Source organism: Streptosporangium sp. NPDC004631 (assembly GCF_053601935.1).
On sequence record NZ_JBSGCR010000025.1, the window covers coordinates 67,987 to 94,360 of the forward strand.

General features: G+C 70.4%; 25 protein-coding genes. 13 read left to right on the forward strand and 12 right to left on the reverse strand.

Features of this window, described 5'->3' with window-relative positions:
- The first annotated feature begins 1 nt into the window (after position 1).
- Positions 2-604 carry a TetR/AcrR family transcriptional regulator gene (locus tag ACWEF2_RS23200; protein ID WP_355599082.1) on the forward strand — a complete coding sequence of 201 codons (603 nt, stop codon included), beginning with the start codon at positions 2-4 and terminating at the stop codon, positions 602-604.
- On the opposite strand, the gene ACWEF2_RS23205 is transcribed toward ACWEF2_RS23200, so the two are convergent.
- Together ACWEF2_RS23205 and ACWEF2_RS23210 are read right to left on the reverse strand one after the other, a co-directional pair.
- Positions 561-1,445, reverse strand: coding sequence for a DMT family transporter (locus ACWEF2_RS23205; protein ID WP_453818348.1), 885 nt, complete (start codon positions 1,443-1,445; stop codon positions 561-563). The two genes, ACWEF2_RS23200 and ACWEF2_RS23205, sit on opposite strands and share 44 nt — an antisense overlap.
- Before the next feature lie 204 nt (positions 1,446-1,649).
- Entirely contained in the window at positions 1,650-2,921 is a 1,272-nt protein-coding gene (locus ACWEF2_RS23210; RefSeq protein ID WP_453818350.1) for an MFS transporter, read from the reverse strand.
- 243 nt (positions 2,922-3,164) lie between these two features.
- On the opposite strand from ACWEF2_RS23210, the gene ACWEF2_RS23215 reads away from it, so the two are divergent.
- Both ACWEF2_RS23215 and ACWEF2_RS23220 read left to right on the forward strand, forming a co-directional pair.
- Positions 3,165-3,740 (forward strand): copper resistance CopC family protein, encoded by a 576-nt coding sequence (locus ACWEF2_RS23215; RefSeq protein ID WP_453818352.1) that lies wholly within the window; start codon positions 3,165-3,167, stop codon positions 3,738-3,740.
- A complete protein-coding gene (locus ACWEF2_RS23220; protein WP_453818354.1) occupies positions 3,737-4,768 on the forward strand; it encodes a copper resistance D family protein in 1,032 nt (343 codons plus the stop codon). The genes ACWEF2_RS23215 and ACWEF2_RS23220 overlap by 4 nt, the downstream gene beginning before the upstream one ends.
- Here ACWEF2_RS23220 and ACWEF2_RS23225 read toward each other — a convergent pair.
- The gene (locus ACWEF2_RS23225; RefSeq protein ID WP_453818356.1) at positions 4,726-5,865 is read right to left on the reverse strand and encodes a hypothetical protein; all 1,140 of its coding nucleotides are present in this window, start codon (positions 5,863-5,865) and stop codon (positions 4,726-4,728) included. The genes ACWEF2_RS23220 and ACWEF2_RS23225 overlap by 43 nt on opposite strands.
- Positions 5,866-6,079: 214 nt before the next feature.
- Between ACWEF2_RS23225 and ACWEF2_RS23230 the strand changes: the two genes are divergently transcribed.
- The gene (locus tag ACWEF2_RS23230; RefSeq protein ID WP_453818358.1) at positions 6,080-8,716 is read left to right on the forward strand and encodes a CocE/NonD family hydrolase; all 2,637 of its coding nucleotides are present in this window, start codon (positions 6,080-6,082) and stop codon (positions 8,714-8,716) included.
- 49 nt (positions 8,717-8,765) lie between these two features.
- A complete protein-coding gene (locus tag ACWEF2_RS23235) occupies positions 8,766-9,746 on the forward strand; it encodes an ABC transporter permease (protein WP_453818360.1) in 981 nt (326 codons plus the stop codon).
- Between the two features lie 10 nt (positions 9,747-9,756).
- Here the strand turns inward: ACWEF2_RS23235 and ACWEF2_RS23240 are convergent, their stop codons facing one another.
- Positions 9,757-9,927, reverse strand: coding sequence for a hypothetical protein (locus tag ACWEF2_RS23240; RefSeq protein ID WP_355599090.1), 171 nt, complete (start codon positions 9,925-9,927; stop codon positions 9,757-9,759).
- 202 nt (positions 9,928-10,129) lie between these two features.
- Here ACWEF2_RS23240 and ACWEF2_RS23245 point away from each other — a divergent pair, with 202 nt between their 5' ends.
- Positions 10,130-12,187 (forward strand): ATP-binding protein, encoded by a 2,058-nt coding sequence (locus tag ACWEF2_RS23245; RefSeq protein ID WP_453818362.1) that lies wholly within the window; start codon positions 10,130-10,132, stop codon positions 12,185-12,187.
- Here ACWEF2_RS23245 and ACWEF2_RS23250 read toward each other — a convergent pair whose 3' ends face one another.
- Both ACWEF2_RS23250 and ACWEF2_RS23255 read right to left on the reverse strand, forming a co-directional pair.
- Positions 12,188-13,105 carry a 4-epi-cubebol synthase gene (locus tag ACWEF2_RS23250; RefSeq protein ID WP_453818364.1) on the reverse strand — a complete coding sequence of 306 codons (918 nt, stop codon included), beginning with the start codon at positions 13,103-13,105 and terminating at the stop codon, positions 12,188-12,190.
- A gap of 144 nt (positions 13,106-13,249) precedes the next feature.
- A complete protein-coding gene (locus tag ACWEF2_RS23255) occupies positions 13,250-13,642 on the reverse strand; it encodes an ankyrin repeat domain-containing protein (protein ID WP_453818366.1) in 393 nt (130 codons plus the stop codon).
- Positions 13,643-13,747: 105 nt separating this feature from the next.
- Between ACWEF2_RS23255 and ACWEF2_RS23260 the strand changes: the two genes are divergently transcribed.
- Positions 13,748-14,656 carry a proteasome assembly chaperone family protein gene (locus ACWEF2_RS23260; RefSeq protein ID WP_453818368.1) on the forward strand — a complete coding sequence of 303 codons (909 nt, stop codon included), beginning with the start codon at positions 13,748-13,750 and terminating at the stop codon, positions 14,654-14,656.
- Positions 14,657-14,697: 41 nt separating this feature from the next.
- Here the strand turns inward: ACWEF2_RS23260 and ACWEF2_RS23265 are convergent, their stop codons facing one another.
- Together ACWEF2_RS23265 and ACWEF2_RS23270 are read right to left on the reverse strand one after the other, a co-directional pair.
- Positions 14,698-15,495, reverse strand: coding sequence for a tyrosine-protein phosphatase (locus tag ACWEF2_RS23265; protein WP_453818370.1), 798 nt, complete (start codon positions 15,493-15,495; stop codon positions 14,698-14,700).
- 141 nt (positions 15,496-15,636) lie between these two features.
- Entirely contained in the window at positions 15,637-17,706 is a 2,070-nt protein-coding gene (locus ACWEF2_RS23270; protein WP_453818372.1) for a M6 family metalloprotease domain-containing protein, read from the reverse strand.
- Positions 17,707-17,897: 191 nt separating this feature from the next.
- On the opposite strand from ACWEF2_RS23270, the gene ACWEF2_RS23275 reads away from it, so the two are divergent.
- Positions 17,898-18,980 (forward strand): amidohydrolase family protein, encoded by a 1,083-nt coding sequence (locus ACWEF2_RS23275; RefSeq protein ID WP_453818374.1) that lies wholly within the window; start codon positions 17,898-17,900, stop codon positions 18,978-18,980.
- A gap of 22 nt (positions 18,981-19,002) precedes the next feature.
- Here ACWEF2_RS23275 and ACWEF2_RS23280 read toward each other — a convergent pair whose 3' ends face one another.
- The gene (locus ACWEF2_RS23280) at positions 19,003-20,133 is read right to left on the reverse strand and encodes a cation diffusion facilitator family transporter (protein WP_453818376.1); all 1,131 of its coding nucleotides are present in this window, start codon (positions 20,131-20,133) and stop codon (positions 19,003-19,005) included.
- Positions 20,134-20,181: 48 nt separating this feature from the next.
- On the opposite strand from ACWEF2_RS23280, the gene ACWEF2_RS23285 reads away from it, so the two are divergent.
- The 3 genes from ACWEF2_RS23285 (at position 20,182) to ACWEF2_RS23295 (ending at position 23,055) form a co-directional block, all read left to right on the forward strand.
- Positions 20,182-20,538 (forward strand): ArsR/SmtB family transcription factor, encoded by a 357-nt coding sequence (locus tag ACWEF2_RS23285; RefSeq protein ID WP_453818378.1) that lies wholly within the window; start codon positions 20,182-20,184, stop codon positions 20,536-20,538.
- A gap of 660 nt (positions 20,539-21,198) precedes the next feature.
- Entirely contained in the window at positions 21,199-22,557 is a 1,359-nt protein-coding gene (locus ACWEF2_RS23290; protein WP_453818380.1) for a hypothetical protein, read from the forward strand.
- A 144-nt stretch (positions 22,558-22,701) separates the two neighbouring features.
- The gene (locus ACWEF2_RS23295) at positions 22,702-23,055 is read left to right on the forward strand and encodes a PRC-barrel domain-containing protein (RefSeq protein WP_453818382.1); all 354 of its coding nucleotides are present in this window, start codon (positions 22,702-22,704) and stop codon (positions 23,053-23,055) included.
- A 93-nt stretch (positions 23,056-23,148) separates the two neighbouring features.
- Here ACWEF2_RS23295 and ACWEF2_RS23300 read toward each other — a convergent pair whose 3' ends face one another.
- Together ACWEF2_RS23300 and ACWEF2_RS23305 are read right to left on the reverse strand one after the other, a co-directional pair.
- A complete protein-coding gene (locus ACWEF2_RS23300) occupies positions 23,149-23,388 on the reverse strand; it encodes a DUF397 domain-containing protein (RefSeq protein ID WP_453818419.1) in 240 nt (79 codons plus the stop codon).
- Between the two features lie 5 nt (positions 23,389-23,393).
- Positions 23,394-24,248 (reverse strand): helix-turn-helix domain-containing protein, encoded by an 855-nt coding sequence (locus ACWEF2_RS23305; protein WP_453818384.1) that lies wholly within the window; start codon positions 24,246-24,248, stop codon positions 23,394-23,396.
- A gap of 247 nt (positions 24,249-24,495) precedes the next feature.
- On the opposite strand from ACWEF2_RS23305, the gene ACWEF2_RS23310 reads away from it, so the two are divergent.
- Together ACWEF2_RS23310 and ACWEF2_RS23315 are read left to right on the forward strand one after the other, a co-directional pair.
- Positions 24,496-24,852, forward strand: a complete 357-nt coding sequence (locus tag ACWEF2_RS23310; protein WP_453818385.1) for a hypothetical protein — start codon at positions 24,496-24,498, stop codon at positions 24,850-24,852.
- 156 nt (positions 24,853-25,008) lie between these two features.
- Positions 25,009-25,482 (forward strand): NUDIX domain-containing protein, encoded by a 474-nt coding sequence (locus ACWEF2_RS23315; RefSeq protein WP_453818387.1) that lies wholly within the window; start codon positions 25,009-25,011, stop codon positions 25,480-25,482.
- Between the two features lie 292 nt (positions 25,483-25,774).
- On the opposite strand, the gene ACWEF2_RS23320 is transcribed toward ACWEF2_RS23315, so the two are convergent.
- Complete coding sequence (locus ACWEF2_RS23320; RefSeq protein ID WP_453818389.1) at positions 25,775-26,293, reverse strand: pyridoxamine 5'-phosphate oxidase family protein; 519 nt, start codon at positions 26,291-26,293, stop codon at positions 25,775-25,777.
- Positions 26,294-26,374: the final 81 nt, after the last annotated feature.

Consider the following 26,374-nt stretch of genomic DNA (forward strand, 5'->3'; position numbering starts at 1 on the left):
TGTGGCACGGGGATTTGGGCGACTACGTCGCGAAGATCTACTCCGGACCGCCTGCGACGTCATAGCGGTCCGAGGTTTCGGGCACACGCGGACGGCGGACATCGCTCAGGCCGCCGGGGTCAGCCAGGCGCTGCTGTTCTACCATTTCCAGACCAAGGAGAAACTGTTCGCGCTGGCCCTGGACTACGCGGCCCAGCGCGACCTGGAGGGTCTCATCAAGCTGGAGAGGGCGGGCGGCCCTCCGGTGGAGCGGCTGCGCACCCTGCTCAGGCTCTACTCCCCGACCGGCAGGTCCAAGTCGTGGGCACTGTGGATCGACGCCTGGGCGGAGTCGATGCGCAACGCCGAGCTGGAGGAGATGTCCCGCAGGACCGACCTTCGCTGGAAGCAGACCCTGCGCGCGATCATCGACGAGGGCGCCGAGGCGGGCGATTTCACCTGCTCCGACCCCGACGGCGCGACCTGGCGGATCGTCTCGCTCATCGACGGCCTGTCCACCCAGGTGACCGTGCACAAGCGCCTGCTGCCCCGGGGCCGCCTGGCCGAGTTCGTCCGTACGGCTACCGCGAAGGAACTGGGCCTCTCCCCCGACACACTGCGCTGAGCAGCCCCCGGGGCAGCACGACCAGGAGCATGGCCAGGGCGATCAGCCCTCCCCCGAGGAAGACGGTCCAGGTGAGCCGCTCGCCGTACATCGCGACGGCCAGGGCGGTCACCCAGAGCGGCTGAGCCGACAGGATCACCGCGGCGGGCGCCGGCGGCACGTGGAGCTGCCCGAAGGAGCGGGCCAGGAACCCCAGGGCGCAGGCCACCAGTGACAGGTGGGCGAGTATCACCCAGTCACCCGGCGAGCTGGGCAGGGTGAGACCGTCCGGCAGGGCGAGGACACCCGCCAGCAGCGCGATGGTGCCGAGCTGGATCACCGTGATCGCGTAGGCGTCGCGCCGCGCCCTGGCGAGGTTGCCGAGCATCAGCGTGTGCCCGGCGTACAGTACGGCCGACAGCAGGGTGACGGCCAGGGCCGGCAGCGAGACCGCGCCGTCCTCGGCCCCCCTGAGCAGGGTGAAGAGCGTCATCGCCGCCGCGGCCAGCGCCACCGCGGCCCAGGTGCGCCCCGAGACGCCGGCGCCGAGCAGTATCAGCCCGAGGATGGGGGTGATCACCACGTAGGAGCCGACGGTGAAGCCCGAGATCGACGAGGGCAGGTCGCGCAGCGCGACCGCCTGGGCCGTCTGGCCCACGCCGAACAGCAGGCCAAGGCAGACGCCGGTCGGCCAGGTGCTCTCGGAGAGTCCGCGCAGGCAGCGCGGGCGCAGCGCGAGCAGGGCGAACGCCGAGACCGCGTACCGCTCGGTGAGCAGGTCCGCCACCGGCATGCGGGTGATGAGGTCCTTCATCAGCGGGAAAGCCGACCCCCAGGCGACGCTGACGAACAACAGAAGCACGGCTCCCAAGAGGGGTCGGGGAGCGGGTACCGCTGCCATGGAAGAAGGATTCCACTACGTTCGGCTACCGGAAGATCACTAAACGGATGGAGGGTGGCCCGACTAACACGCGGAGTGAAGGACGCCACACCGACACGGTGGACCTCATACCCGCCGAGGACTTTCCGCACTAGGACTTTCCGCGTCAGGGGACCGCGGGCGGGGTCAGCGGACGGAGCGGATCCTCGTCACCAGGACGGCGCCGACCAGGACCAGCACGGCGGAGACCAGATAGAGGGCGGGGTAGCCGCCGAAGCTCGCCACGATGGGACCGGCGATGACGGGGCCGAGGACCTGTGGTCCGGAGTTGGCGATGTTGATGACACCCAGGTCCTTGGCGCGCCCCTCGGCGGTCGGCAGAACCTCGGTGACCAGGGCGTTGTCGACCGAAAGGTAGATCCCGAAGCCGGCGCCCAGGATCGCGGCCGCGACCATGGCCACCGGCCACTGCGGCCAGAACGCGAGCATGACCGCGGGCACCGCGCTGATCAGGCCGGAGACCGTGACCAGGAGCCTGCGGCGGCCGAGCCGGTCGGAGACCACACCCGCGACGACGGCGGTCAGGACCACGGCCGCGGTGTAGATCAGGATCAGTGTGAGCAGGCCGTTCTCCGCCTTCTCACCGGGGAAGAGCCGCTCGTAGCCGACCGCGTCGGTGAGGAAGTACAGCAGGTAGAGCGTGGCGACGGCGTTGCCGAGCTGCATCAGGAACCGGGTCAGCCAGGCCCAGAAGAAGTCGGGGTGGGCGCGGGGGCTGATCCAGAAACCCCTGAGGAAGGCGCCGAGCTCGAAGCGCGGCCTGGCCGTCAGCCGGGGGTCCGGGGTGGTGAGGACGAAGGGGAGCACGCAGAGCGGGATCAGCGCCGCTATCAGGAAATATCCGGACTCGGTGGTGGTGGTGACCACGGTGACCAGCACCACGGCGATCACCACCCCCAGCGACTGCGGAATCCCCACCCAGCCCGACACCTCACCCCGCTGGCTCACCGGCACGTGGTCGGGCACCCCCGCTGTGAGCGAGGCCTGCATCGCGTTGAGCCCGGCCTGCACCAGGCACCAGCCGACCGCCATGCCGAGGATCGTGGTCTGCCCGGCCAGGAGGACCATGGCCCCGGCGCCGGCCAGCGCCCCCGCCAGCGACCAGGGATGCCGGCGCCCGAACCGGCTCGCGGTCCGGTCGGACAGGGCTCCGGCGATCGGGTTCCAGAGCATCGCCACCGCGGCCCCCGCCCCGGTGACCAGGGCCAGAGCCGCCTCCTTGCCACCGGGCGCGATCTGCGCCACCTGCGAGGGAAGGAGCACCTGGAGCGGGCCGAAGTAGCCCATCCACAGCGCCAGGTTGGCCAGCGAGATGAAGGCCACCCAGCGCGGGCCCACCCTGCGGGTCGGTTCGGCGAGCGCCGCCGGAAGGTCGGAAACCGGCTGGACAGTGCTCATGTGCCTCGTACTCCGTGCTCGCAGCGTCGCCCAGGCGCCCAAAAACGCGAGGCATGCTCGGAATAGTACGCGGTACGCCCCTCCGGCGGCACCCCCCGGACCGCCTTGGCGGACGGGCGGGCGCCACGGTCCGCGCGGCGTCCCGCCGAGTGGGTGAGTATGGACCTCACTCGGTTCCCACGGCGGAAGGCGGGGATGGGAGCATGGCCGGGTCATGACAGACCCAAAGGAAGGCCACGATCGGTGAGGCGGCTACTGACCGTCCTGCTGTTCGCGGGCGCCGCGCTCCTGGGCGTGGTCACCCCGGCGCAGGCCCACAACGTGCTGATCGGCAGCGACCCCAAGGACGGCGCCCGGCTCGCCGCCGGACCGGAGAGGATCACCCTCACCTTCGACCAGTCGGTACGGCGGGGCTTCGCGCAGATCAGTGTGACCGGTCCCGACGGGACGCGCTGGGAGGACGGCGGGACGGCCGTGGACGGGGCGCGGGTCAGCGTCGGCGTCAGGCCCCTGGGCCCGGCTGGGCGGTATGTGGCGGGATATCGGATCCTGTCCTCCGACGGTCACCCGGTGGCCGGCAAGGTGACCTTCACCCTGACCGCCGCGGGCACCGGCACCGCCGCGCAGCCGGCCGCCACCGCGGGCGCCACCCCGGCGACCGCGTCGCAGGCGCCCGACCTGAGCGCCCAGGCGGCCGAGGCCGCGCAGAACGGCGGGGCCGGGATGGCGGTGCTCTGGATCGTCGGCGCGCTCGTCGTGCTGGGCGGGGCCACCGTCGTGGCGCTGCGCCGTACCGGGGGGCCGGGGGCACCGCGATGACGGCGACCCTGGAGCGGCCCTCGGAGGCGGGAACGGTCCGGCGACTGGTGGCCGGCGGGTTCGTCTCGGGAGCCCTGATCGCCGTGCTGGCCGCGACCGCGTTCACCTCGCAGGAGGCGGTGCCGGGGATCGCGATCCCCGGCCCGCTCGTGGAGTACGGCCTGCCGGTGCTGCGGGTGCTGCTGGACCTGGCGGCGGTGGCCGTGGTCGGGCTGAGCCTGCTGCCGAAGCTGCTCGGGTTCGACGACCCGGACCGGACCGAGCCGGTGATGCGCCGGGCCCGGCCGGCCGCGGTGACGTTCGCGTGGGCGTGGGCGGTGCTGGCGCTGGTCGTCATCGTCTTCCAGACCGCCGAGCTCAACCCGGGACCGGTCCCGACACCGGGGATGATCGCCGAGTACGTCGACAACGTCGGCGCGGGCCAGGGGATGCTCTTCAGCGCCGCCTGCGCGCTCGGCTACGCCGGGATCGGGCTGCTGGCCGTGCGGTTCGGCGAGAAGGTCCCGGCGGAGCTGAGGATCGTGATCGCCTTCTTCGGCCTGCTGCCGATCCCCGTCACCGGCCACGCGGTGAACTCCATCTGGCACGACCCCATCATGATCTCGATGGAACTGCACGTGATGGGCGCCGCCGCCTGGACCGGCGGGCTGCTCACGATCGTCCTGCTGGTCGCCGGAGACCGTGAGCTGCTGGCGCGGGTCCTGCCGAGGTTCTCCCGGCTGGCGACCCTGGCGCTGGTCGTGGTGAGCCTCTCGGGCCTGGTGAACGGCCTGGCCACGATCGCCCTCACCCAGGGGGTCGAGCTGCCCGGGGCGCTGTTCGCCGGAGAGTACGGACCGCTCGTGGTGGCGAAGACCGTCTGCGTGGCGCTGCTGATCCCGTTCGCCGCCCACATCCGATTCCGGCTGCTGCCGCACGTCGCGGCGGGGCGGGGGACCGCCGTCGTCACCTGGGCCGCGGCGGAGCTCACCGTGATGGGCCTGGCCTACGGAGTCGCGGTGGCGCTGACCACGGCCTCCATATCCTGAGCCCGGAGCCGGTGGCGGGTCAGTGCCCACTCGCCGCCGAGCCACAGGGCGGTGAGCAGCGCCCCGCCGATCAGCATGGTCAGCGGCGGCACCAGCGGCGGGGTGAGGAACGCCATGCTCTGCAGGCGGAGCGCCTGGTCCACCAGGACGGTGGCGGCGAGCGAGCCGACCAGTGCCCGGAGCGGCGGGACGCGGATCAGGAACGCGAGGTCGACGGCGAGCGCCCCGGCGATCAGGAAGATCGGCACCGCCGAGTGCGGGAAGTCCGCGAGGGCGAGGAGCGGCCAGATGAGCGTGCGGTAGGCGATGTAGGAGGCGGCCACCGCGGTGGCGGCGAACGTCCGGCCGATCATGGCGCGGGCGAAGACCAGGACGATCACGGCGACGGCCGCGGCGTAGAGCGGATACACCTGGTCGGGGACCGGCAGCGCGAAGTTGACCACCATCTTCCGGTCCACCGCGCGGCCCATCTGGTCGGCGGCGAACTGCAGCAGGATGGGCTCGGCCTCCGGCTGTCCCCGGTCCCAGGCGGCGATACCGAACACGCCGTACTCCTGGTGCTGGGCCGGGAACCAGACGTTCTCGAACAGGAACACGAAGAGGCCGCCGAGCACCATCGTCCGTGTCCGCCCTGCGGGGGCGCCCATGAACCAGCCTCGGATCACCCCGGCGATCATCAGGAACGTGCCAAAGTAGAGCATCATGTGAGACGGGCTCCACGAGGTGATGTCGAGCCCGTTGACACGATGGTTGATCAGGTCGAGCGGGACCGCGACCAGGAAGATCCCGGTGCCCCAGCCGATCAGGCGCTGGGCCGTTCTGTCCACGCCGTAGCCGGTGTAGAGGTGGGCGACGGTGAGCGCGAGGGCGATGGCCGTGCCGACGCTGTTGAGCAGGTGGGGTGGCGCCAGGTCGTCGCGGAGCCACTTGAAGTGCCACGAGACGTCCCAGGACGCGCCAAGGACCTTGAAGGAGAAGGCCACCAGCCAGCCGAGGTAGAGGACCCGGAACAGGGCCTCCGGCGTCTCACGGCCCGCCTTCCCCCTGGTCCAGTACGGCAGGGCCCACTGGATGACCAGGGCGGCTCTTCTTCTCAAGCTCAGGACTGACTTCACGCGCGAAATGATGCCCGCCCTTTACCTTGGTCCGCAATCGGGAACATCCCTGAGAGATCGGTAGGGGTTGACCTCTCTGTCCAACTAGTTGCCTTTTATAGGTGATATGTCGGAAAATTTCACCCCTTCGGAAGGCTCTCCGGCCATCGCGGAACGGTCTCAGCCACCTCTCAGCCGCCGTCAGTAGGCTCGCCGCATGAAGCTTGGGGGAAGGCCCGTCATCTGGGTCGCCGTGGTCACCGTGCTGGTCGTCGGCGCCTCGGCCTGGTGGCTCTGGCCGTCGGCGCCCGCGGTGGAGGCTCAGGACCACAGGATCACGGTGATCGACGGTCCGGGCGACGACCAGCGGGTCACACTCGACGCGAGCTTCTTCCCGCCCGCCGGAGGCGGCAGGGCCCCCGCGGTGCTGCTGGCCCACGGCTTCGGCGGCAGCAAGGAGAGCGTCCGGGACGCGGCGGCACGGCTGGCGGGAGAGGGCTACGCCGTACTGACCTGGTCGGCGCGGGGTTTCGGCCGCTCCACCGGGCAGATCGCGCTCAACTCCCCCGACTACGAGGTCAAGGACGTCCGCGGGCTGGTGGACTGGCTGGCCCGCCGGCCCGAGGTCCGGCTCGACGCGGGCGGCGACCCCCGGGTGGGCGTCACGGGCGGCTCCTACGGCGGGGCCATCGCGTTGATGGCCGCCGCCTACGACGACAGGATCGACGCGATCGTCCCCCAGATCACCTGGTACGACCTGGCCGACGCGCTCTTCCCCGACGCGGGCGGCCGGGGGCCGGAGAACGGGGTGTTCAAGCGCATGTGGGCCGGGCTGTTCTTCAGCCGGGGCGGTCCGGCCACGGGTCCGGCGCCGTCGGCCGGCGGCGGGGCGGCCCGGCCCGCCAGGCCCGGCCAGGCGGACGCCGCCCAGCCCGGCGGGCCCACGACCGCGCAGGAGGCCCGGTGCGGCCGGTTCCTGCCGGAGATCTGCGCCGTCTACCAGCGGGTGGCCGAGACCGGCCGGGCGACACCGGACGCGGTCGAGACGCTGCGCAGATCCAGCCCGATCTCCGTACCCGGCAGGATCAGGATCCCCACGCTGCTGCTCCAGGGGCTGCGCGACTCTCTGTTCACACTGGGCCAGGCGGACGCCAACGCCAGGGCGATCGCGGCGACCGGCGCCCCGGTCGGCGTCGCCTGGTTCGACGGCGGCCACGACGGCGGCAGCGGCGAGGTCGACTGGATCCACGAGCAGACCCTCGGCTGGTTCGACCACCACCTGCGCGAGACCGCCGGCGCCGACCGGGTGAACAGCCCGTTCACCGTCACCCGCGACGGCGGGCGCGACCCCGGCACCCGCCGCCCCGTCCAGCTGCACGCCACCGCGGACCGCTATCCGGGCCTGTCCGGCGCCGCCGAGGTCACGGTGCCGGTGAGCGGCCCCGGCCAGCTGGTGGCGAGCCCGCCGGGCGGCTCGCCCGCCTCGATCTCCTCCGTCCCCGGGTTCGCGGGGCTCACCGGCGGCGCCGGCAATCTGAGCGTGTCGATGGACGTGGCCGGCCAGAGCGCCTTCTTCGACTCCGCCCCGCTCACCGCCCCGCTCCAGGTCACCGGCGGCTCCACGGTGACGGTACGGGTGAGGTCCGTCGAGGAGGGACCTCCCGCGGCCCCGGGGGGCGCGCCCAGGCCGGGCCGGGCGGCCCCGACGGAGGCGACGCTGTTCGCCAAGCTCTACGACGTGGCGGGCGGCGCGCAGGCGCCGCTGCTGCCCAAAGGCCTGGTCGCCCCGGTCAGGATCGACATCCCCGCGGGCGGCGGCGGCGAGGCCACGGTCACCCTGCCCGCCGTCGACCACCGCTTCGAGGCCGGGCACCGGCTGCGTGTCGCGTTCACCACCACCGACCTGGGCTACAGCTCGCCCTCCACCCCCGCCGTCTACGAGATCGGGCTGGCCTCACCGGTCCTGACCGTTCCCACCGACGCCTCGCTGCGCACCCCCGCCGGCGGTCCCGCCTGGTGGACCTGGGCGCTCCCGGCATCCGCCCTGGCCGTCGCGGCGGTCCTGCTGCTCGCCGGGCGCCGGCGCGACCCCGGCGAGTACGACCCGGCCCTGGCCGGGGTCCCGCTGCGGATCGACGGCCTGACCAAGGCGTACCGCAACGGCGAACCCGCGGTGGACGGGCTCTCCTTCACGGTGGAGCACGGCCAGGTGCTCGGCCTGCTCGGCCCCAACGGCGCGGGCAAGACAACCTCCCTGCGGATGCTGATGGGACTGATCCACCCCGACGCGGGCGAGATCCGGATCTTCGGCCACCGGGTCGTCCCCGGCGCGCCGGTCCTGTCCCGGCTGGGCTCGTTCGTCGAGGGGCCCGGATTCCTGCCGCACCTGACCGGCCGGGCCAACCTTGAGCTCTACTGGCGGGCGACGGGCCGCCCCGCCGAGGACGCCCATCTCGCCGAGGCCCTGGAGATCGCCGGGCTCGGCGGCGCGCTGGACCGTACCGTGCGGACCTACTCCCAGGGCATGCGCCAGCGCCTGGCCATCGCCCAGGCCATGCTCGGCCTGCCCGACCTACTGGTCCTCGACGAGCCCGCCAACGGCCTCGACCCGCCCCAGATCCGGGAGATGCGCGAGGTCCTGATCTCCTACGCCGCCCGGGGCCGTACGGTCATCGTCTCCAGCCACCTGCTCGCCGAGGTGGAGCAGACCTGCGGCCACGTGGTCGTCATGCACCGCGGGCGCCTCGTCGCGGCCGGCCCGGTGAGTGAGCTGCTGCGCGGCCGCACCTCCGCCAACGGCTCATCCATCCGCCTGGAGGACGTGTTCCTGGACCTGATCGGAGAGAAGAGTTGACCTCCTCCCCACGGCTGAAGCCCGGAGTCTCCACGCTTAAGGAGTTTCGATGAGCGACGTCAACGGTTCCGGCGGGATCCTCACCGGCGACCCGGCCAAAGACGGCCCGCCGGAGGCCGGACCGGCCGCCGGATCCGGCTCCCGGGAGGCGGGCCCGGCGGCCGGGCGCGGGCGATTCCGGCAGGACGGCTCGGCCGCCGGTTACCTGGCCGGGCGCACGCTGCCGCTCTCGGTGGAGTTCGTCCGCCAGTTCAGGCGGCGCCGCACGCTGGTGATGTTCGGCCTGCTGCTCGCGCTGCCGTGGATCCTGGTGATCGCGTTCAAGGTCGGCGCCGGGTCGGGCCAGCCGGGAACCGCACTGCGCGTCTCGGATCTGGCGACCGAGGGCGGGCTGAACTTCGCCGCGTTCGCGCTGTCGGTGTCGGCGAGCTTCCTGCTGGTCGTCGCGGTGGCGGTGTTCTGCGGCGACACCGTGGCCAGCGAGGCCGGCTGGTCCTCGCTGCGCTATCTGCTGGCCGCCCCGATCCCCCGCGACCGGCTGCTCCGGCAGAAGCTGATCGTCGCGCTGGCCTACTCGGCCGCCGCGGTGGTCTGCCTGCCGCTGATGGCGCTGCTGGCCGGGACGCTGGCGTTCGGCTGGAACGACGTGCGGGTTCCCGGCACCGGCGAGACCGTCGCCGCGCTGGAGGTGCTGCCGCGCTTCGGCGTCGTGGTCGGCTACGTGCTGGTCAGCCAGTTCACGGCCGCCGCACTGGCCTTTCTGCTCTCGACGGGCACCGACTCCCCGCTCGGCGCGGTCGGCGGCGCGGTCGGCCTGGTGATCGTGAGCAACATCCTGCAGGCGGTGGAGGCACTCGGCTCGCTCCGGGAGTTTCTCCCGACGTTCTGGAACACGGCCTGGCTGGACGCCCTCGCGCCGCAACCGGAGTATGGCGGCATGGTCAGGGGCGTGGCCGTGTCGATCGCCTACTCGGCGATCCTGACCGCTTTCGCCTTCCGCCGGTTCCGGCGCGGGGACGTGGTGTCATGACCGGCGGGGCTCAGCCCCAGTGGGGCGGGCGGTCCTCCAGCAGCCGTGCGTCGTTGTCGTCGGGCTCGTGCCACCCGCCCCACCCGAGATCGGTGTCGTCACGGGTGGAGTCGGGAAGGATCGGCGGGCCGTCGTCGGAGATGTCGACGGGGCGCAGGTCGTCGGGCTCAAGCGGAGTCACCCGTCCATGCTAGCCAGCGTCACGGCGCGCCGTTTCCGCCCCGGGGGAAAGGCCGGCTCCCGGCGCCCTCGGCCCCGGGGACAGCGGCGGCGCAGCCGAGTACGATGCGAGGGCAGGTGTCAGCTACCCCCGTGAGGCGGCCATGGCAACGCCATCAGGATGGCGGCGAGACGGCAATCTCCCCAACGAGCTAACCAGTTTCGTGGGGCGCACCAGGCTCCTGACCGTTCTCCGGCAGCGCCTCGGCGAGCATCGGCTGGTCACCGTGACCGGCATCGGCGGGGTGGGCAAGTCCCGTACGGCGCTGCGCATCGCGCATCTGATGAGGGGCCGGTTCAGGGACGGCATCTGGTTCGCCGACCTGGCCAGGTTGCAGGACTCCGGCATGGTCCGGCACACGATCACCTCCGCTCTCGGGATCGCCGACCAGTCGTCCCGCACGGCGGACGAGACGCTGGTCGAGTGGCTGGGCGACCGTGAGGTCCTTCTGATCATCGACACGTGCGAGCACCTGGTCGACGCGTGCGCCATGCTCTTCGAGGAGCTGCTGAGCAGCGCCGGGGGCCTGACCATCCTGGCGACCAGCCGCCAGTCGCTGAACGCCCGGGGTGAGCACACCGTCACCATCCCGCCGCTGACCGTCCCCGGCGACTTCCCCGGCGAGAGCCCCTTCACCAACGAGGCCGTGCAGCTCTTCGCGGCGCGGGCCGGTGCGGTGGTGCCCAACTTCGTGCTCGACGAGCAGAACATCGGCCCGGTGGCGGAGCTCTGCCGCCGCCTGGACGGCATCCCGCTCGCCATCGAGCTGGCCGCCGTGCGGATGCGGGCGCTGTCGGTGGAGCAGATCCTCGGCCTGCTGGCCGACCGGTTCAGCCTGCTCGCGGGCGCCAGCCGTACGGCGCTGCCCCGGCACCAGACGTTGCGCGCCGCGATCGGCTGGAGCCACGAGCTGTGCGAGCCGGCGGAGCGGCTGCTCTGGGCCCGGCTGTCGGTCTTCGCCGGCGACTTCGAGCTGGACGCGGCCCGTCAGGTGTGCTCGGAGGACAACCTGCCCGGCGAGCGCATCATGGACCTCGTCTCCAGCCTGGTGGAGAAGTCGATCCTGCTGAGCGTCGACACGCCCTCCGGGCACCGCTACCGGCTGATCGACACGCTGCGCCAGTACGGCGAGGAGTGGCTGGAGAAGCTGGGCGAGACCGGCCGCATCCGGGAGCGGCACCGCGACTACTACCTGCAGCTGGCCAAGAGGAGCGAGGACGCCTGGTCGGGCGCCCGCCAGGTCTACTGGTACGTCCGGATGCGCCACGAGCACGACAACGTCCGGGTGGCCCTGGAGTACTGCCTGAGCACCCCCGGCGAGGTGCAGGCCGGGCTCAGGCTGCTGTCGTCGCTCTGGTTCATGTGGGTGGCCTGCGGGCTGGGCCGCGAGGGCAGGCTGTACCTGGAGCGGACCCTGGAGCTGACGCCCCAGCCAAGCCCGGAACGGTGCAAGGCGCTGTGGGTGCTCTCCTACATCAACAGCGCCCAGGGCAACATCTCCGGGGCTGTCGAGGCCGCCGAGAGGTGCAGCTCGGACGCCGTGCGGGTGGGTGACTCCGGCGCGGTCATCCTGTCCACCAAGATGCTCGGCACCGCCGCGTTCCTCCAAGGCGACCTGCAGAAGGCCAGCGCGCTGCTCGGTGTCGCGATCGAGTTCCACAAGAGCGGCCGGGAGCTCAACCCGGGACTGCTCCCCTCGATCGTCGAGCTGTCGATGGTGCTGCTCATGCAGAACGACCCCGACGAGGCCGAGGTGCTGCTGCGCGACTGCGTCATGGTCTGCACCCAGCGCGGCGAGCTGTGGCTGCGCTCGTACGCCATCTACGCGCTGGCCTGCGTCTATCAGGCGATGGGCCGCGGCTCCGAGGCCATGGCCAACGCACGCGAGTCGCTCCGGCTCAAGCGCCACTTCCACGATGTGCTCGGCATCGGCCTGGCGATCGAGGTGGTCGCCAAGCAGGCGCTGGAGGACGGGCAGCCGGTGCTCGCCTCGCAGCTGATGGGTGCCGGTCAGGCGAACTGGCGGACCTTCGGGATGCCCCGGATGAACTCGCCGTTCTTCAACGCCGAGCACGACCGATGTGTCAAGGAGTGCAGGCGCGTCATGGGCGACAGGGCGCACGAGGAGGCGTTCGCCGACGGCAAGAGGCTGAACCTGGAGGAGCTGATCGAGCTGGCGCTCGGCGACCAGGAGCCCGGCGACCCGCTCCCCCAGGTGTGATCACGTCCCTGCCGGCCGCCGGGTCTGCTGCCAGGCGAGCGTGTAGCGAGAGCTGGTCAGCGAGTAGTCGACGCTGCCGCTGATCCAGAACTCCAGGCCGCGCACATAGGCGAGCACCGCCTCCGAGCCGAGCGCCTCCAGTGACGGGCGCAGCTCGACCATGTGGGCGATGGCCCGGTTGCGCATCCGGCCGATCACCTCCATCGCGCCCTGCCTGGAGTAGCCCCGGTGCCTGGCCAGCACGTTCACCAGGTTGTTGCGGGAGTTGCCGCCGTCGCTCTCCTTGGCGTAGGAGATGAGGTCGTTGTCCCAGACGACGACGTCGTTGGCGCTCTCGGTGATCGCGCGGATCCCGGGGTGGCGCCATTCGCCGGGGGTGAGGGGACGGCCGGTGGCGACGTCGATCAGGGCGAAGACGGTGAGCATGGCCCCGGTCCTGCGCCGCATGAAGATGTAGTCCTCCACCGGGGGCACCACCTTGTCCTCGCGGTTGGCGGCCTCCCAGACCTGGGCGAACAGATAGTCCTTGGTGACGGCTCGCCAGCGGTCGAGCTGGTCGTCGTCCCCGTAGGCGGCGATCCTGCCCTTGATCTCCAGCAGCGACTTCGCGAACACGTCGTCCACCTCGTCGCCCGTGTCCAGATCCTCCAGGACGGCGTAGAACTGGGGCAGCGCGCGGGCGATCTCCGCGGCACGGCGGTCCGACTCGCAGAAGGCGTCGTCGAAGGCGAACAGCCACACGCACCAGTCGGTCACCAGGCGGAGCGTGTGATGCTCGGCGTAGGGGTAGGTGCGCGCGCCGAGCCAGCCGTATTTCGCCTGCCTGTAGCTCTCCATCATCTTCCCGTCGCCCAGCATTCCCGAGGCGACGAGCCACTCCAGGGTCTCCACGTTGACCCGTTCGACGTGGGGATTCACCTCGCTCGGGAAGGGGCAGGGAAGCGGCGGGAGGCGGAGGGATTGGTCAAAACCGTGCGTAGTAGTAATTCCCACCCGTTAAGAATGACCGAAAATTAGAAGGTTTCCTATACACCTCCAATAACGGAACGCCGTAAATCGTAGTTACCGCGCGAACCAGCTCAGGTATTCGTTGTGGCCGAACATCTGTGCGGTCTCCCTCGCCGAGGGGGTCCCCTCGTCCGGGTCGGCGCCGGCCTCCAGGAGCGCCCGGATCACCTCGGACTCCTTCTTGAAGACCGCGCCGGACAGCGGCGTCTGCCCCCGGTCGTTCGCCCGGCCGGGGTCGGCTCCGAGGGCGGCCAGCGCCCGGACCGTTCCGGCGTGGCCGTGATAGGCGGCGAGCATGAGCAGGGTGTCGCCCCTGTCGTTGCTCAGGTCGGTCGGCACCCCGGCCTCGACGTAGGCGCGGAGCCGGTCGGTCTCCCCGGTCCTGGCCAGGTCGAACAGGCGGGTAGCGAACTCCTCAAGCTCAGGGTCAGGCTGCATGGCGTTCATTGTGCCCCGATAGGGTGCCCAGTGATCGCCTGGGGGCGGACGGAATTCACCGGGCGGCCCACGGGTTCATGATGTGAAGAGACGCCCGACGAAAGGCTGGAACACGTGTTCGACCCGACGGATCTCTACCGGCTCAGCGGAGATGTCCCTGAGCTGACCGATCCGGTGCTGCTCTACCACTTCGACGGGTTCGTGGACGCGGGTGGCGCCGGGCGGCTCGCCATCGGCCACCTGATGGACGAGCTGGAGCACCGGGTCGTCGCGACGTTCGACGTGGACCGCCTGCTCGACTACCGGTCACGACGGCCGATCATGACCTTCGACACCGACCGGTGGGTGGAGGTGGAGAGCCCAGAGCTCGCCCTGCGCCTGGTCCACGACACCGCGGGCACGCCGTTCCTGCTGCTCAGCGGGCCCGAGCCGGACAGCCAGTGGGAGCTGTTCGCCTCGGCCCTGGAGGCGCTGGCCACCCGGCTGGGCGTCGGCAGGCTGGTGACCGCCCACGGCATCCCGATGGCCGTCCCGCACACCCGCCCGCTGGGCGTCACCGGGCACGCGAGCCGCCCCGAGCTCATCAGCGGCCAGACCAGTGCCTTCGGCAGGGTCCAGGTGCCGGGGAGCGTGGCCGCGCTGGTCGAGTTCCGGCTCGGGGCCAAGGGGCACGACGCGCTCGGCTACGCGGTGCACGTCCCGCACTACCTCGCCCAGGCGGAGTATCCCGCGGCCGCCCTGACGGCTCTGGAGGCGGTCGCCGGAAGCACCGGGCTGGTGTTCCCGCTGGAGAGCCTGCGTGAGGCCGCCGGCCGGACCGACGCCGAGATCGCCGAGCAGATCGAGTCCTCCGAGGAGCTGTCCACCGCCATCACCGGCCTGGAGCAGCAGTACGACGCGTTCGCCGCCGGCTCCCAGCAGGAGAACCTGATGGCCGAGTCCGCCGAGATGCCCACCGGCGAGGAGCTCGCCGCCCAGTTCGAGGCGTTCCTCGCCGAACGCGACGAGCGGCGCGGTGACTGACCTCCGTGTCGGCCTCGCCGGGTACGGCGCGGCCTGGACGGTCAGTCCCGCAGCCGGGAGCGCAGGGCCCGCAGGTCGGATCCGGTCCACCCCTGGGAGGCGAGCCAGGGCAGCGGACCGCCGAAGCGGTCGTCGAGGACGCTCAGGAACTGCTCGATGTACTCCGCGCGGGGCAGATGGTCGTCGGTCGGGCGTGAGTCGAGGTCGTCGCGGTAGGTGGTGCTGGACCGCAGCCGCGCCATGATGCCCTCCAGGCGGTCGCCGGTGGCGACGTAGTCGGCGACGATCGCCTCCCTGGTGACCCCGGCGACCTCCAGGGCCAGGGCGCTGACCACGCCGGTGCGGTCCTTGCCCGCCGCGCAGTGGACGATGGCGGCGCCGTCGTCGTGGGCCATGGCGCGCAGGGCGGCCAGTACCGAGTCGGGGCGGTCGCGGAGGTAGCCGTAGTAGTAGCCGGTCACCCGCAGCTCGGCGAGATCCTCCTCCAGCTGTGTCTGCCAGGGCAGCACCCTGTCGGCGTCGATCCTGTCGGCGCCGACGTCGGTGTTCCTGCCGCCCTCGGCGAAGAGGGTGAGATGGTGGATGTTCACCTCGGGAACGGCCGTGAGCGGGCCGGGGCCCTCCAGGGACACCTCGGCTCCGGAGCGCAGATCGACGACGTGGCGGAGCTTGAGCCCTCCGACGAGCAGCTCTATGTCACGCCCTGTCAGGCCCTGCAGGTTGTCCGACCGGTACACCCGGCCGAAGCGTGTGGTCCCGCCGTCCACCGTCGCGAGCCCGCCGAGGTCGCGCACGTTGACGGCACCTTCAAGATCAATCCATCGCGTCAGATCATTCATCACCAATGAGCTTATACGTCATGGAATGACCATGCAGTTAACGTCCGGGCTCATTACCGCAAACGGCAACCCCCTTCCATGACCTCCTGGTTCGCGGCTCACCGCCCCGTCCGGCGTGCTCTCCTCCGGCGGGAACGGGCGTCACAGACCGACCACGTGGCAGGTGGCGCGGGCGGTTCTGGACGGGTCGCTCTCGGAGACGGCGGTCAGCGTGACCTTGGCCAGGCGGCTGCCGCCGGAGGTCCGCCGGGCGTCGACGGCCACGGACACCCACCCGCCGGAGTCCGCGGTGGCCAGGCCGTTGGGCAGCGAGGCCGTCCAGCCCCGCCCCTCCACGGTGGCCGACAGCCGGTAGACGTCACCGCCGAGATAGGCACTCACGTCCTCGGGGTGCCGTCCCCCGGCGGGGGCCGGCCCGCCGGTGTTGAGGAGCGGGAAACGGCAGGTGGACAGGTCCCCGCCCGAGGGGATCCCGGCGGCCGGGAGCAGCCTCGGACCGCGCCGCCGCGGTCCCCCGCCGTCCAGGGAGCGGACCGCCACCGTGTAGGACAGGACGCCCCGACGGTCCCGCCGTACGTCGAGCACGTAGAAGTGGAGCCCGTTGGCCCTGTCGGCGTACTCGTACTCGGAGCCGGAGCCGGTGCCCGCGTGGAACAGCGCGTCCGACAGCTGACGGTAGTCGCCGATCGTGATGGGCACGGCGGTGCCGTCGGGCAGGACGTAGTCGGTCATGCCGATGTCCCGCGGGTTGGCGTCGACGACCCACTCGAAGGGCGCGCGGTCGGCGTTCTTGGTCTTGGCCAGCAGCACGCCGGAGTCCGGGGTGAAGGAGTCGGCGCCCATCCGGTCGACGACCTCGACGGTGTAGTCGTCGTAACCACCGCCGTCGCAGAGCGGGTCGGCGGCGATGTCGCAGGCGGGGCTCCGGTCTCCGCCGCCGAGGGCGACGGTGATCCCGGACAGGTCGTCAGGGCCCGGCTGTACGGCCCGCGCGGTCACCCTGGCCACGACGAGCCCGGACTCGGCCAGCGCCTCGCGGGACAGGCGGAGCACGTTCCGCTCGTCCACCATCTCAAGTTTGATCTTGTTGCGGAGCATGTGCTGGGCGCCCATCGAGCCCCCCGAGGTGGGCGGGATCAGCCACCGGCTGTGCGGCCCGCCGGGACCGTTGAAGCTGCCCCGGCTGAGCATCTCCCAGATGCCGGTGTACGCGCGGCGCGGCGGCACCCCGAACGGGTTGTTGTAGTTGTCGCCGATGCCGAGGATGTGGCTGAACTCGTGGGCGTAGACGCCCTGTCCCGAGCTCTCCGCCTGGGTGGACGAGCCACCCCCGGCGTTGGGCCAGAGGGAGGCGGCCGAGGCCCAGGAGGTCCACTCCACGTAGCGGGTCCCGGCCCAGTTGGGCAGGGCCGGGTCCGGCGGGCCGAAGTCGTCGGTCACCGCCTCCTTGACGGGAAACTTGATCGATCCGAACTCCTGCCAGGTGGCCGACTCGTCCTGGCCCGCGCTCAGGTAGAAGACGAAGTCGAACCCCGCCGGAACGTCCTGGCCGGCGGCGGCGGTCCACGCCGCCCGCCCGTCGGTCCTGATGTTCCTGTCACAGCGGTCCCCGGCCGGGCAGCCGGTGCCCGCCTGGAACTCCATGCCGTACTCGTGGGACCTGCCCGGCATCCGGTAGGGGCCGAAGGCGGTCAGTTCGACGCCGTAGCGACCGCCCGAGTCCTCCATCCAGTATTCGTGGATGGTGTGCCCCCGGTTGAGCTCGTTCGGGGTGTTGAGGAAGTCCCGGTAGAACCGGGCGACCCGCTCGCGCGGGATGTCGTGGGCCTCGGCGCTGGGGTTCCGGAAAACCGTGGAGCCCTGGGGCCGGGTGACCACGAACGGCTGGTCGGGATAGTCGAGCAGGACGAGCGCGCCGCGGAAGGTCCGCCTGGAGCCCTTGGCCGTGGGGTCGGCCCAGTTCGTGCCCGGTGGCCTGGTGTAGTCGGCCCACGTCATGTGGTCGGGGTTCTTCCAGTTCTGCGGGTCGATGGGGGCCGGGTCGCCCGGCCGGCCGCGCCGTGTGGCCGTCACGGGCGCGTCCCGCTGCCACGGCTGGATCCGGGGCCACTGGTCCAGGCGCCAGGGGTACTCGGGGCCGGACGGAGGGTCGGCGGAGGCGGGCACGGAGCCGAACCCGATCGGGATCACGACGATAGCCGCGATCAGCACTTTCAGGAACCTGGGGGGACGAGTCACGATAAATGACGCTATAGATCGGTTTAGCAGCGATCAATCGCCCGCCAGGAAGATCCACCGACGGCGGGAAAACGACCACTTCAGATCATTTCGGTCCGACATTTGAGATCAGCAGGGTAATGCCCTTAATCTCTCCCAAAGGACAAAACAGCCAGGAGTGCCTAATGCCCACGCACGTGCGCCATGCCATCGGCGCGCGTACGCCGTCGGCGGTCGTCGTGCACAGCGCGCCGCTGATCCTTCCGATCTGCGGGCCGCCCGTCGAGGACGGCGCCCTCGCCATCAGGGACGACCGGGTGCTCCGGGTCGGGCCTCGCCGCGAGATCGAGGCCGCCTATCCCGAACTCGCCCCCGTCCGCTGGCCGGGCACGGTCGCACCGGGACTGATCGACGCCCATCTCAGGCTTGACCGGAACGCTCCTCCCGTCTTCGTCCACGGTGTCACCTCGGTCGCGGGCGTGGCCGGTGACCCGGAGACCGCCTCCGCGTTCGGCGGGACCGGACTGGGCGGCGTGACCTACCTGGAGACGCGCTGTGCGGACGAGGCCCGCTGGGAGGGCGAGGAGCGCGACCGGCTGATCACCGCCATCCGCGAGGTGGACCATCCGGGGGCCGTCGGCATCGCCCCGCACTCCCCCGACCCCCTGGTCATGGAGGACCTGGCCATCCTGTCCCGGACGTTCGGACTCCGACTCCACGTCGAGCTCGGCCGCCACCCCGCCGGGTTCCTCGACGAGGTGGGAGCCCTGGGCCGCGGCTGCCATGTGGCGATCTTCGGTCCGCTCGACGAGGCCGACCGCAAGCTCCTGCGGATCCGGAACACCACGGTGGCGATCTCCTCGCCGTTCGCCGCCGAGGGGCTGCTGGACGGCGGGAACCCGATCGCGTTCGGCACCCGGACGGGCGGCGACCCGCTGGCCGCGGCCCGCATGCTCGCCCACGACCGCTCCCCCGGCCTCGACCGGCTGCTGGTCGAGGCGGTGACGCTGGGCGGCGCGCGGGCCCTGGGCGTGGCCGAGGGACGGCGCCGGCTGGGGTGCCTCGGCCCGGGCAGCCGCGCCGACTTCGCCGTCTTCGCGGTGGAGGCCGACGCGCGGACCGCCTACACCGCCCTGCTCCACGAGGGGCCGGGACGGTGCGTGGCCACGATCGTCGGCGGCCGTACCCGCTGGCGCCTCGGCGACGCCCAGGCCGCCGGGGGCGTCACCGGCACCGGCGGAGACGTCGAGACGAGACGCCCGGCCTGAGCGTGACGCCCCCGCCCCGGCCCTATCGCGGAGAGACGCCGCGCAGGTGCGGGGCCTGCCGGGCGGCGGGCACGACATGATGACCCTCGCCGTCATGGCCGTCGGGGTCGGCGTGCACCGTGGCGGCGCTCAGCCGGGGCAGACCGTGGATCAGCCGACGCTCGACCTCCACGGCCACGGCGTGCGCCTCCAGCAGCGACAGGTCGTGGTCGACCACGATGTCCACCTCGGCGCGGAGTGCGTGGCCGATCCAGCGCAGCCGCAGCGACCCGACCCGCCGCACACCGGGGGTGGCGGTGAGGATCCGCTCGGCCAGGTCGATCAGGGCCGGATCGACGGCGTCCATCAGCCGGTGGTAGATCTCCCTGGCCGCGTCGCGCAGCACGGAGCAGATCGCCACCGTGATCAGCAGGCCGACGACCGGGTCGGCGAGCGGCCACCCCAGGGCGGCACCCCCGGCGCCGAGCAGTACGGCCAGCGAGGTGAACCCGTCGGTACGGGCGTGCAGTCCGTCGGCGACCAGCGCCGCCGAACCGATCTGACGGCCGACCTTGATCCGGTAGCGGGCCACCCATTCGTTGCCCAGGAAACCGACCACCCCGGCGACGGCGACCCAGCCGAGCGCGTGCATGTCCTGAGGGTTGATCAGGCGCTCCACGGCCTCGTATCCGGCGAACACGGCCGAGACGGCGATGATGACCACGATGACGATCCCGGCCAGGTCCTCGGCCCTGCCGTAGCCGTAGGTGAACCGGCGGGTGGCCGTCCGCCGCCCGAGAGAGAAGGCGATCGCCAGCGGAACCGCGGTCAGGGCGTCGGCGAAGTTGTGCAGCGTGTCACCCAGCAGCGCCACGGAGCCGGAGAGGACCACGATCACCGCCTGGATCACCCCGGTGACGACCAGTACCGCGAACGAGACGCCCAGCACACGCATGCCCCGGCTGCTGGACTCCAGTGCCGCGTCGGTCTTGTCCGCGCCGTCGTGACCGTGCGGGGTGAGAACGTGGCCGGCCCGCGAGATCAGCCCTCTGAGCCGGCCGCCTCCGGCCGACACCCCACGCCCGCGAGGGTGTCCGTGCCCACGGCCGTGTTCGTGCCCGTGTTCGTGGTGCGCGTCGGGGAACGGGGAACCCGCATCCTGCTGGTCGGACATAGCCACCTCGTTTGCGAATGACGCCTTCATCCCGGAGTATATGTATTCATGTACGCACGCGACAACGACTCAAGTACCGGCCTGTCGCAGGAACAACCGACTCCCGCCCAGGTGGACAAGGCGGTCGACGCTTTCCGCATGCTCAGCGACGCCACGCGGCTCCGCCTGATGTGGCTGCTGTCCTCCGGCGAGTACGACGTGGGCTCGCTGGCCGAAGCCGTCGGGGTCGCGCGCCCCTCGGTCTCCCAGCACCTGGCCAAACTCCGCCTCACCGGGCTGGTACGCACTCGCCGGGAGGGTCGCCGCGTGCTGTACCGGGCGCGCGACGCCCATGTCAGCGCGCTCATCGGCGAGGCCCTCTTCCACGCCGACCACGAGGTCTCCGGCATCCCTCCCCACGACTGACCGGCCGATCCCGCCGCCCCGGCGGTGTCCGCCCCCGCCGGGACGACGGCTCCCTCAGGACACGGCGCCCCTTTCAGGACATGGCAGCTCTCGCAGGACATGGAGGATCTCGCGGGGCACGGGGAGAGCGCCTCGGCGAGCACACCGCCGAATGACTCCCCCGCCCGACGTTTCGGTCAAGACGCCAAGGAATGAACCAGACAATCGACGGAGCGGCGTCCCGATCGAGCCTTCTTTATCCCAGACCACAGGCCCCAAAATAGCTTTCATATGAATCGGCGCCGAAACACCCGGCCACACGGAGCCTCTTTCCCTCTCCTTTTCCCCGGCATGGCCCAGCGGGTCCCATCACGCCGTCGACCGCGTCCAGCCTGGCCGTTTCCGCAGCTCCGCGGCTTTCCCACAGGTGTCGCCGCGGCTCCGGCGCCGACAGACCCCACCCCGAGAACATGCACTAAATGTCGATTAGCTCCCACTAAAGGCTTTTCGTGAAATTCCAGAGGAAAAAAATCATGACAAGGAGGAAAGATTTCCGACCCGATCGAGTTGCCGACTCAATGGCGCCGGGTAGGACGCGTCTTGCGAACTCCCTCATGGCAGTTATCGCCCAATTTCTGACATCTCTTACAAAGATGTCGAGCGAGAGGAAATCGGAAAAAGATGACTAATTCTCCGATGGACCAGCAAGCCAGGGTCGACGTCGAGCGGCTCCTCCAGCAACAGGCGGAGACCCCTCCCGCCGGGCGGGCGGAAGAGATCGCCGCACTGCTCCCCAAGGGGGTCATGTTCGCGACCCAGCCGAGCCGTTCCGGCGAACCGGCCCGGGTGCCCGACGAGGAGTGGACGCTCACCTCGGCCTGGCCGTACCAGGGGCAGACGGCGAGCGGGACGGCCGCGGTCTACTACGGCGCCGGTCACAGCCACCTGACGAGGCCAATGATCTTCGCGGACGGGTTCAACTACGGCCCGAGCGACCTGGCGGCGCTCTGGGACCACTTCAACGAGCCCTACTCGCCCTCCCAGGAGAGGCTCTTCGACCAGCTGCTCGCCGCGGGGGTCGACATCGTCCTGCTCGGCTTCGACATGCGGCACACCCACATCCAGGCCAACGCCGGTGTGGCAGTGAGCTGCATCCGCCAGGCCATCGAGCGCAGGCAGGGAGACGCCCCCCTGATCGTCGGCGGCGCGAGCATGGGCGGCCTGGTCACCCGCTACGCGCTGGCCGCCATGGAGAGCCAGGGCGAAGACCACCAGACCGAGACCTACCTGTCCTACGACTCACCGCACAACGGGGCCTGGATCCCGCTGATCCTCCAGCAGCTGGCCTACTTCTCCGAGAACCTGACCCCGCCCGAGCCCGGCCGACCCAGCCAGGCGGACCTGATCAAGAGCCCGGCGGCGCAGCAGCTCCTCTGGGGCTGGATCGAGAAGACGGGCTACTCAGGCCCCGTCGCCACCGCCAGCCCCCTGCGCGGCGAGTTCCTCGCCGACCTGAAGGGGGTGAACTGGTTCCCGGCCCGGCCGCGCAAGCTCGGAGTGGCCAACGGCACCGCCACCGGGACCGGCCGGGAGGTGACCCCCGGGGAGCTGATCTTCGAGTGGAGCGAGCTGGGCGGCCTCGTCGGGGCGACGGTCCACGCCCAGCCCGCCTACGGGACAAGGCAGCACGTCGGCGGGATGCGTGCCGTGCCCCTGTGGGTGAGCAAGACCTACACCACCGAGGTCCCGCCGTTCGACGGCGCCCCCGGGGGCACCCTCGCCTCCTACGGCATGCTCGCCGACAAGCTCGGCGTCGAGATCGGGGACCGGCATCGCAGCGTGTGCTTCGTCCCCTCGGTGAGCGCGGTCGCCCTCAAATACGACCCGGTCGACTGGCCGGTCGACCTGTACACCGACCTGTCGACCATGCCCGCCGGAAGCAGCGACCTGGACGACTTCCACTGCGACACCGAGAATTCAGAGCACAGCAAGGTGACCAAGACACTCGCCGACTGGATCCTGGAGCGGATCGCCTACTGAACGACCACGCGTGACGGAGTCCGGGGCGGCCAAGCCGGTCATCGCCGGTGATCGAGGGAAACCTTGCCCCGGACCCGTTTAGCCCGGCCGACCCGGGTAGCTCATCTTCTGCCCGACCCCATGATCGATGAGGAGAGCGTGAAGATGACGAGTGAGAACGTGTGGGCCTACCGCTCCGGCGTCTTCGGCGACGAGAGCCTGAGCGTGATCGGCTTCGACGTGGAGGCCACCGACGGCAAGATCGGCTCGGTGGACGAGGAGAGCAACGTGGTCGGTGACAGCTACATCGTCGTCGACACCGGTTTCTGGATCTTCGGCAAGAAGGTGGTGCTGCCGGCCTCCACCGTCACCCGGATTGACCCGCAGGAACGCAAGGTCTACGTCAACCGTACCAAGGACGAGATCAAGGCGGCGCCGGAGTTCGACGAGGCGACCTACCGGGATTCCGGCTACCGCGAGGAGATCGGCGGCTACTACGGCCGGCTTCCGATGATCTGACCCGGAGGGTGGGAGAGCAGGGGGCCGTCCCGGCACGGGACGGCCCCCTGCTCTCATGTTCATCGCTCCACGCGCCCCCGCGCGACACCACCTCTACCCGACGGGGAAGTCGAACTCGCCGTCCTTGACGCCGCCGATGAACGCCTCCCACTCGGCACGGGTATAGACGATCACCTCACCACCAGGCCGATGACTGTGCCGCACCGCCACCCGCCCACTACCATCGGCGAAGGGCCCAGCCTCAACACAACTCCCACCGCCGTTCTCACTCCTCGTACTGATGCGCCAGGCGACGCCGACCAGTTCTCCGGGGGTAGACCTGTGCTCTTCCATCGCGTTCACCGCACCTCTTCTGCCGTTGCGGAGATGAACTCGGCCGACTCTTCGGGGCCGAGGGCGAGCTTCTGTAAATTATCGTACGTCAGTATGAACTGCTCTGTATCGGGTGATTCCACGTAGATGGCCCCCTTCGCGGTTTCCGCATAGGCAACCTCGGGAAAACGGGCCTCCATCATCAGGACGCGGAAGGCACCCGTCGGACTGGCATGCGCCCCTGCGCTGAACGGCAACACCCGGATCTCGATATTCGGCTGAACAGCTTGTTCGGCCAGGTGACGGAGTTGCTCCGTCAGGCATGCCGGACCCCCGACCTTACGGCGCAATACCGCTTCATCGATAATGACCGAGAGTCGAGGCGGATTATCGCCTTTGAGAATTTCCTGACGGGCCATACGCAGTTCGACCCAACGATCGATCTGTTCGTCCCCGGCTCCGAACTCCGCTGCGGTGATTGCCGCACGCGCGTACTCCTCGATCTGGAACAACCCGAGGAGCAATGTGTTGTCGAAGGCACGGATCTCGCGTGCTCGGGACTCCAGCCACACGTAGTCGACAAACGCTCCGGCGACCTCTCCGGCGTATCCGTCCCACCAGCCCTTCTGCCAGACCTCCTGGCTGAGCTTCATCAGGTCCTCGCGCCGTCTGCTGTCGGCGACGCCGTACAGGTCGAGCAGTGCCAGCAGATCGGGGCGCCGGATCGGATACTCCCCGGACTCGAAACGGCCCGCGGTGGACGGATCACGCTGGAGATACTCGGCCGCGTCCCTGAGCAGCAGGCCGTTGGCCTCCCGTAAGTCACGGAGTTGCTGACCGAGCCACTGCGCTCGGAGCGTCACCCACTTCGGAGCAGCCATACACCATCCCTCCCAGACTGCGCTGTGCAGCCAAAGACTTCACAGTCATTGATTTCACAGCTTGTGAAACTTCGTAACCGCGTGTCACTATACCCACGGTAGCAACTTGGTCACAAGGAGTGCAGTAAATGGCAGCCAGTGACCACGGAACGGTCACGTGATCACATGAACATCGGAAAGGCCGGGGCGGCCTTCGCTTGGAGGGCAGGGCCGCCCCGGCCTCAGACGCCGGAAGGAAGCACCCGCTATGGAGCACCTCACTGGTTCCGACTACCCGACTGTCTACCACGACCCGGCTCCCCGGGGGAGCACGAGTGAGAACGGCGAAAAGGACGCGCTTCGGAACGTCGCGTTCGCGGCTGTGGGGATGGAGAGGGTACGTGTGCTGACCGGCGGCCTGCCCCGTCTGTTCGCGCTCGTCCAGGGGTTCGAGGAGGAGGACGCCGCCGAGGTGGTGGCCTACGGGCTGGAAATGCCGTGCGGTGCGGCGGCCACCGTCGGCGTGGTCCAGGGGTTCGGCCGGTGGAGGAGCGCCTACAGCGCCGCGAAGCGGCTCCACTCCGACCTCGTCTGGCTGGGAGAGCGGGAAGAGGGCCGCACGTAACCACGCATGAGGGCGTGAGGGGGCACCGGCATCGCCGTACGGAGATGCCGGTGATCCCGCGCCGGCAACGGGCACCCGTCCGGCGACGCCCCGGGGAGAGTCCCGGCGGCCGGTTCGACCGGTGACGCCGCGTCCGGGAAAGGTAATCTGATCAAGGTGAGCAAGCCCTACCTTGAGCCCGCCGAGTGGTATGCCAGCCTGCCCAGTGTGTTCGCCTCGGCGTGCCTGCTGCTCACCGACGCCGAAGACCGGGTGCTGCTGGTCAAACCGAACTACCGGCCGTACTGGTCCATCCCCGGCGGAGTGGTGGAGGCGGGTGAGACGCCGCACGACTGCGCCGCGCGGGAGATCGCCGAGGAGCTCGGCCTGGTGGTGACGGCGGGTGAGCTTCTTGTCGTGCACTGGTCGCCTCCACTGGAGGAGCGCCCCAGACCGATGGTCAACTTCCTGTTCGACGGCGGCACCGTGGACGACCCTTCCGGCATCCGGCTCCAGACGGAGGAGCTCGACGACCTGGTCTTCCTGCCCTGGGACGAGGCCACCGCGTTGCTGCCGAGCCACACCGCGGCGCGGCTGCCCTCGGCCCGCCACGCCCGGAAGGAGAGGCAGACCGTGTACCTGACGGGTTAGGGCATGCCCTGATCTCCCGCACCAACCGTGCCTCTACCTGCGCAGGCGTGGCATCACCTGCACGATCCCGGAGAAGGCTGATCAGATCCGTCACCGCAAGAACCGGGGCGGCCGTCCGCCTGCGTTCGACCGGGGCGACTACCGCGGCCGCCATGCCGTGGAGTGCGGCATCAACCGCCTCAAGCACCATCGAGCGGTGGCGATCCGGTATGACAAGCCGACCGTCCACTACGAAGCCACCGTCCCCGCCGCCGCGGTCAACGAGTGGCTGTGATCGCTCAAGAGCCTACGGTCACTTGGCGGTGAGCTTCGCGACATCGGGGGCGTAGACGGTCATCCAGTGCGGGCGCAGCCGGTAGAAGACCACGTCATTGTCCCAGTCGAAGGCGTCATCGCCGTAGAAGTCCTGAAAGTACGCGAGCAGGTCTGGCCAGTCCGCGGCCGACTCGCCGTCCTCGGGATTGAGGATCTCCACCGTGCCGTGCGTGAACACGCCCAAGTCCTCGCCGCGCATGTGCGCGACGCTGGCGGCGGGGCGGGCGGCGAGGTGGCGGGCCTTGGCGGCGCTGCGCGCCGTGCCGAAGTACCACTTGCCGTGCAGGAAATGCCCGTCCACGCCGCTGATCCGCGGCTCCCCCTTCGCCGTCACGGTGGACAGGGCGAGCGTGCACATGCCGGTCAGAATCCGGGTGAGCCGCTCCGCGGTCAGGGTGCGCTCGGCGATGATCGAGCGGAGATGGGTAGTGGAGCGGGACAGGGAGGCGTCGAGCAGTGCCTGGAGTTCGTTGAGTTCTTCGGGCGTTTCACGCATCGGAACATCGTAACCAGGATCGGCCCAGTCTCAGAGACCCGTTCGCTTGTTTGGAGTCATCGATGGCCGTTCGCCGTGTCG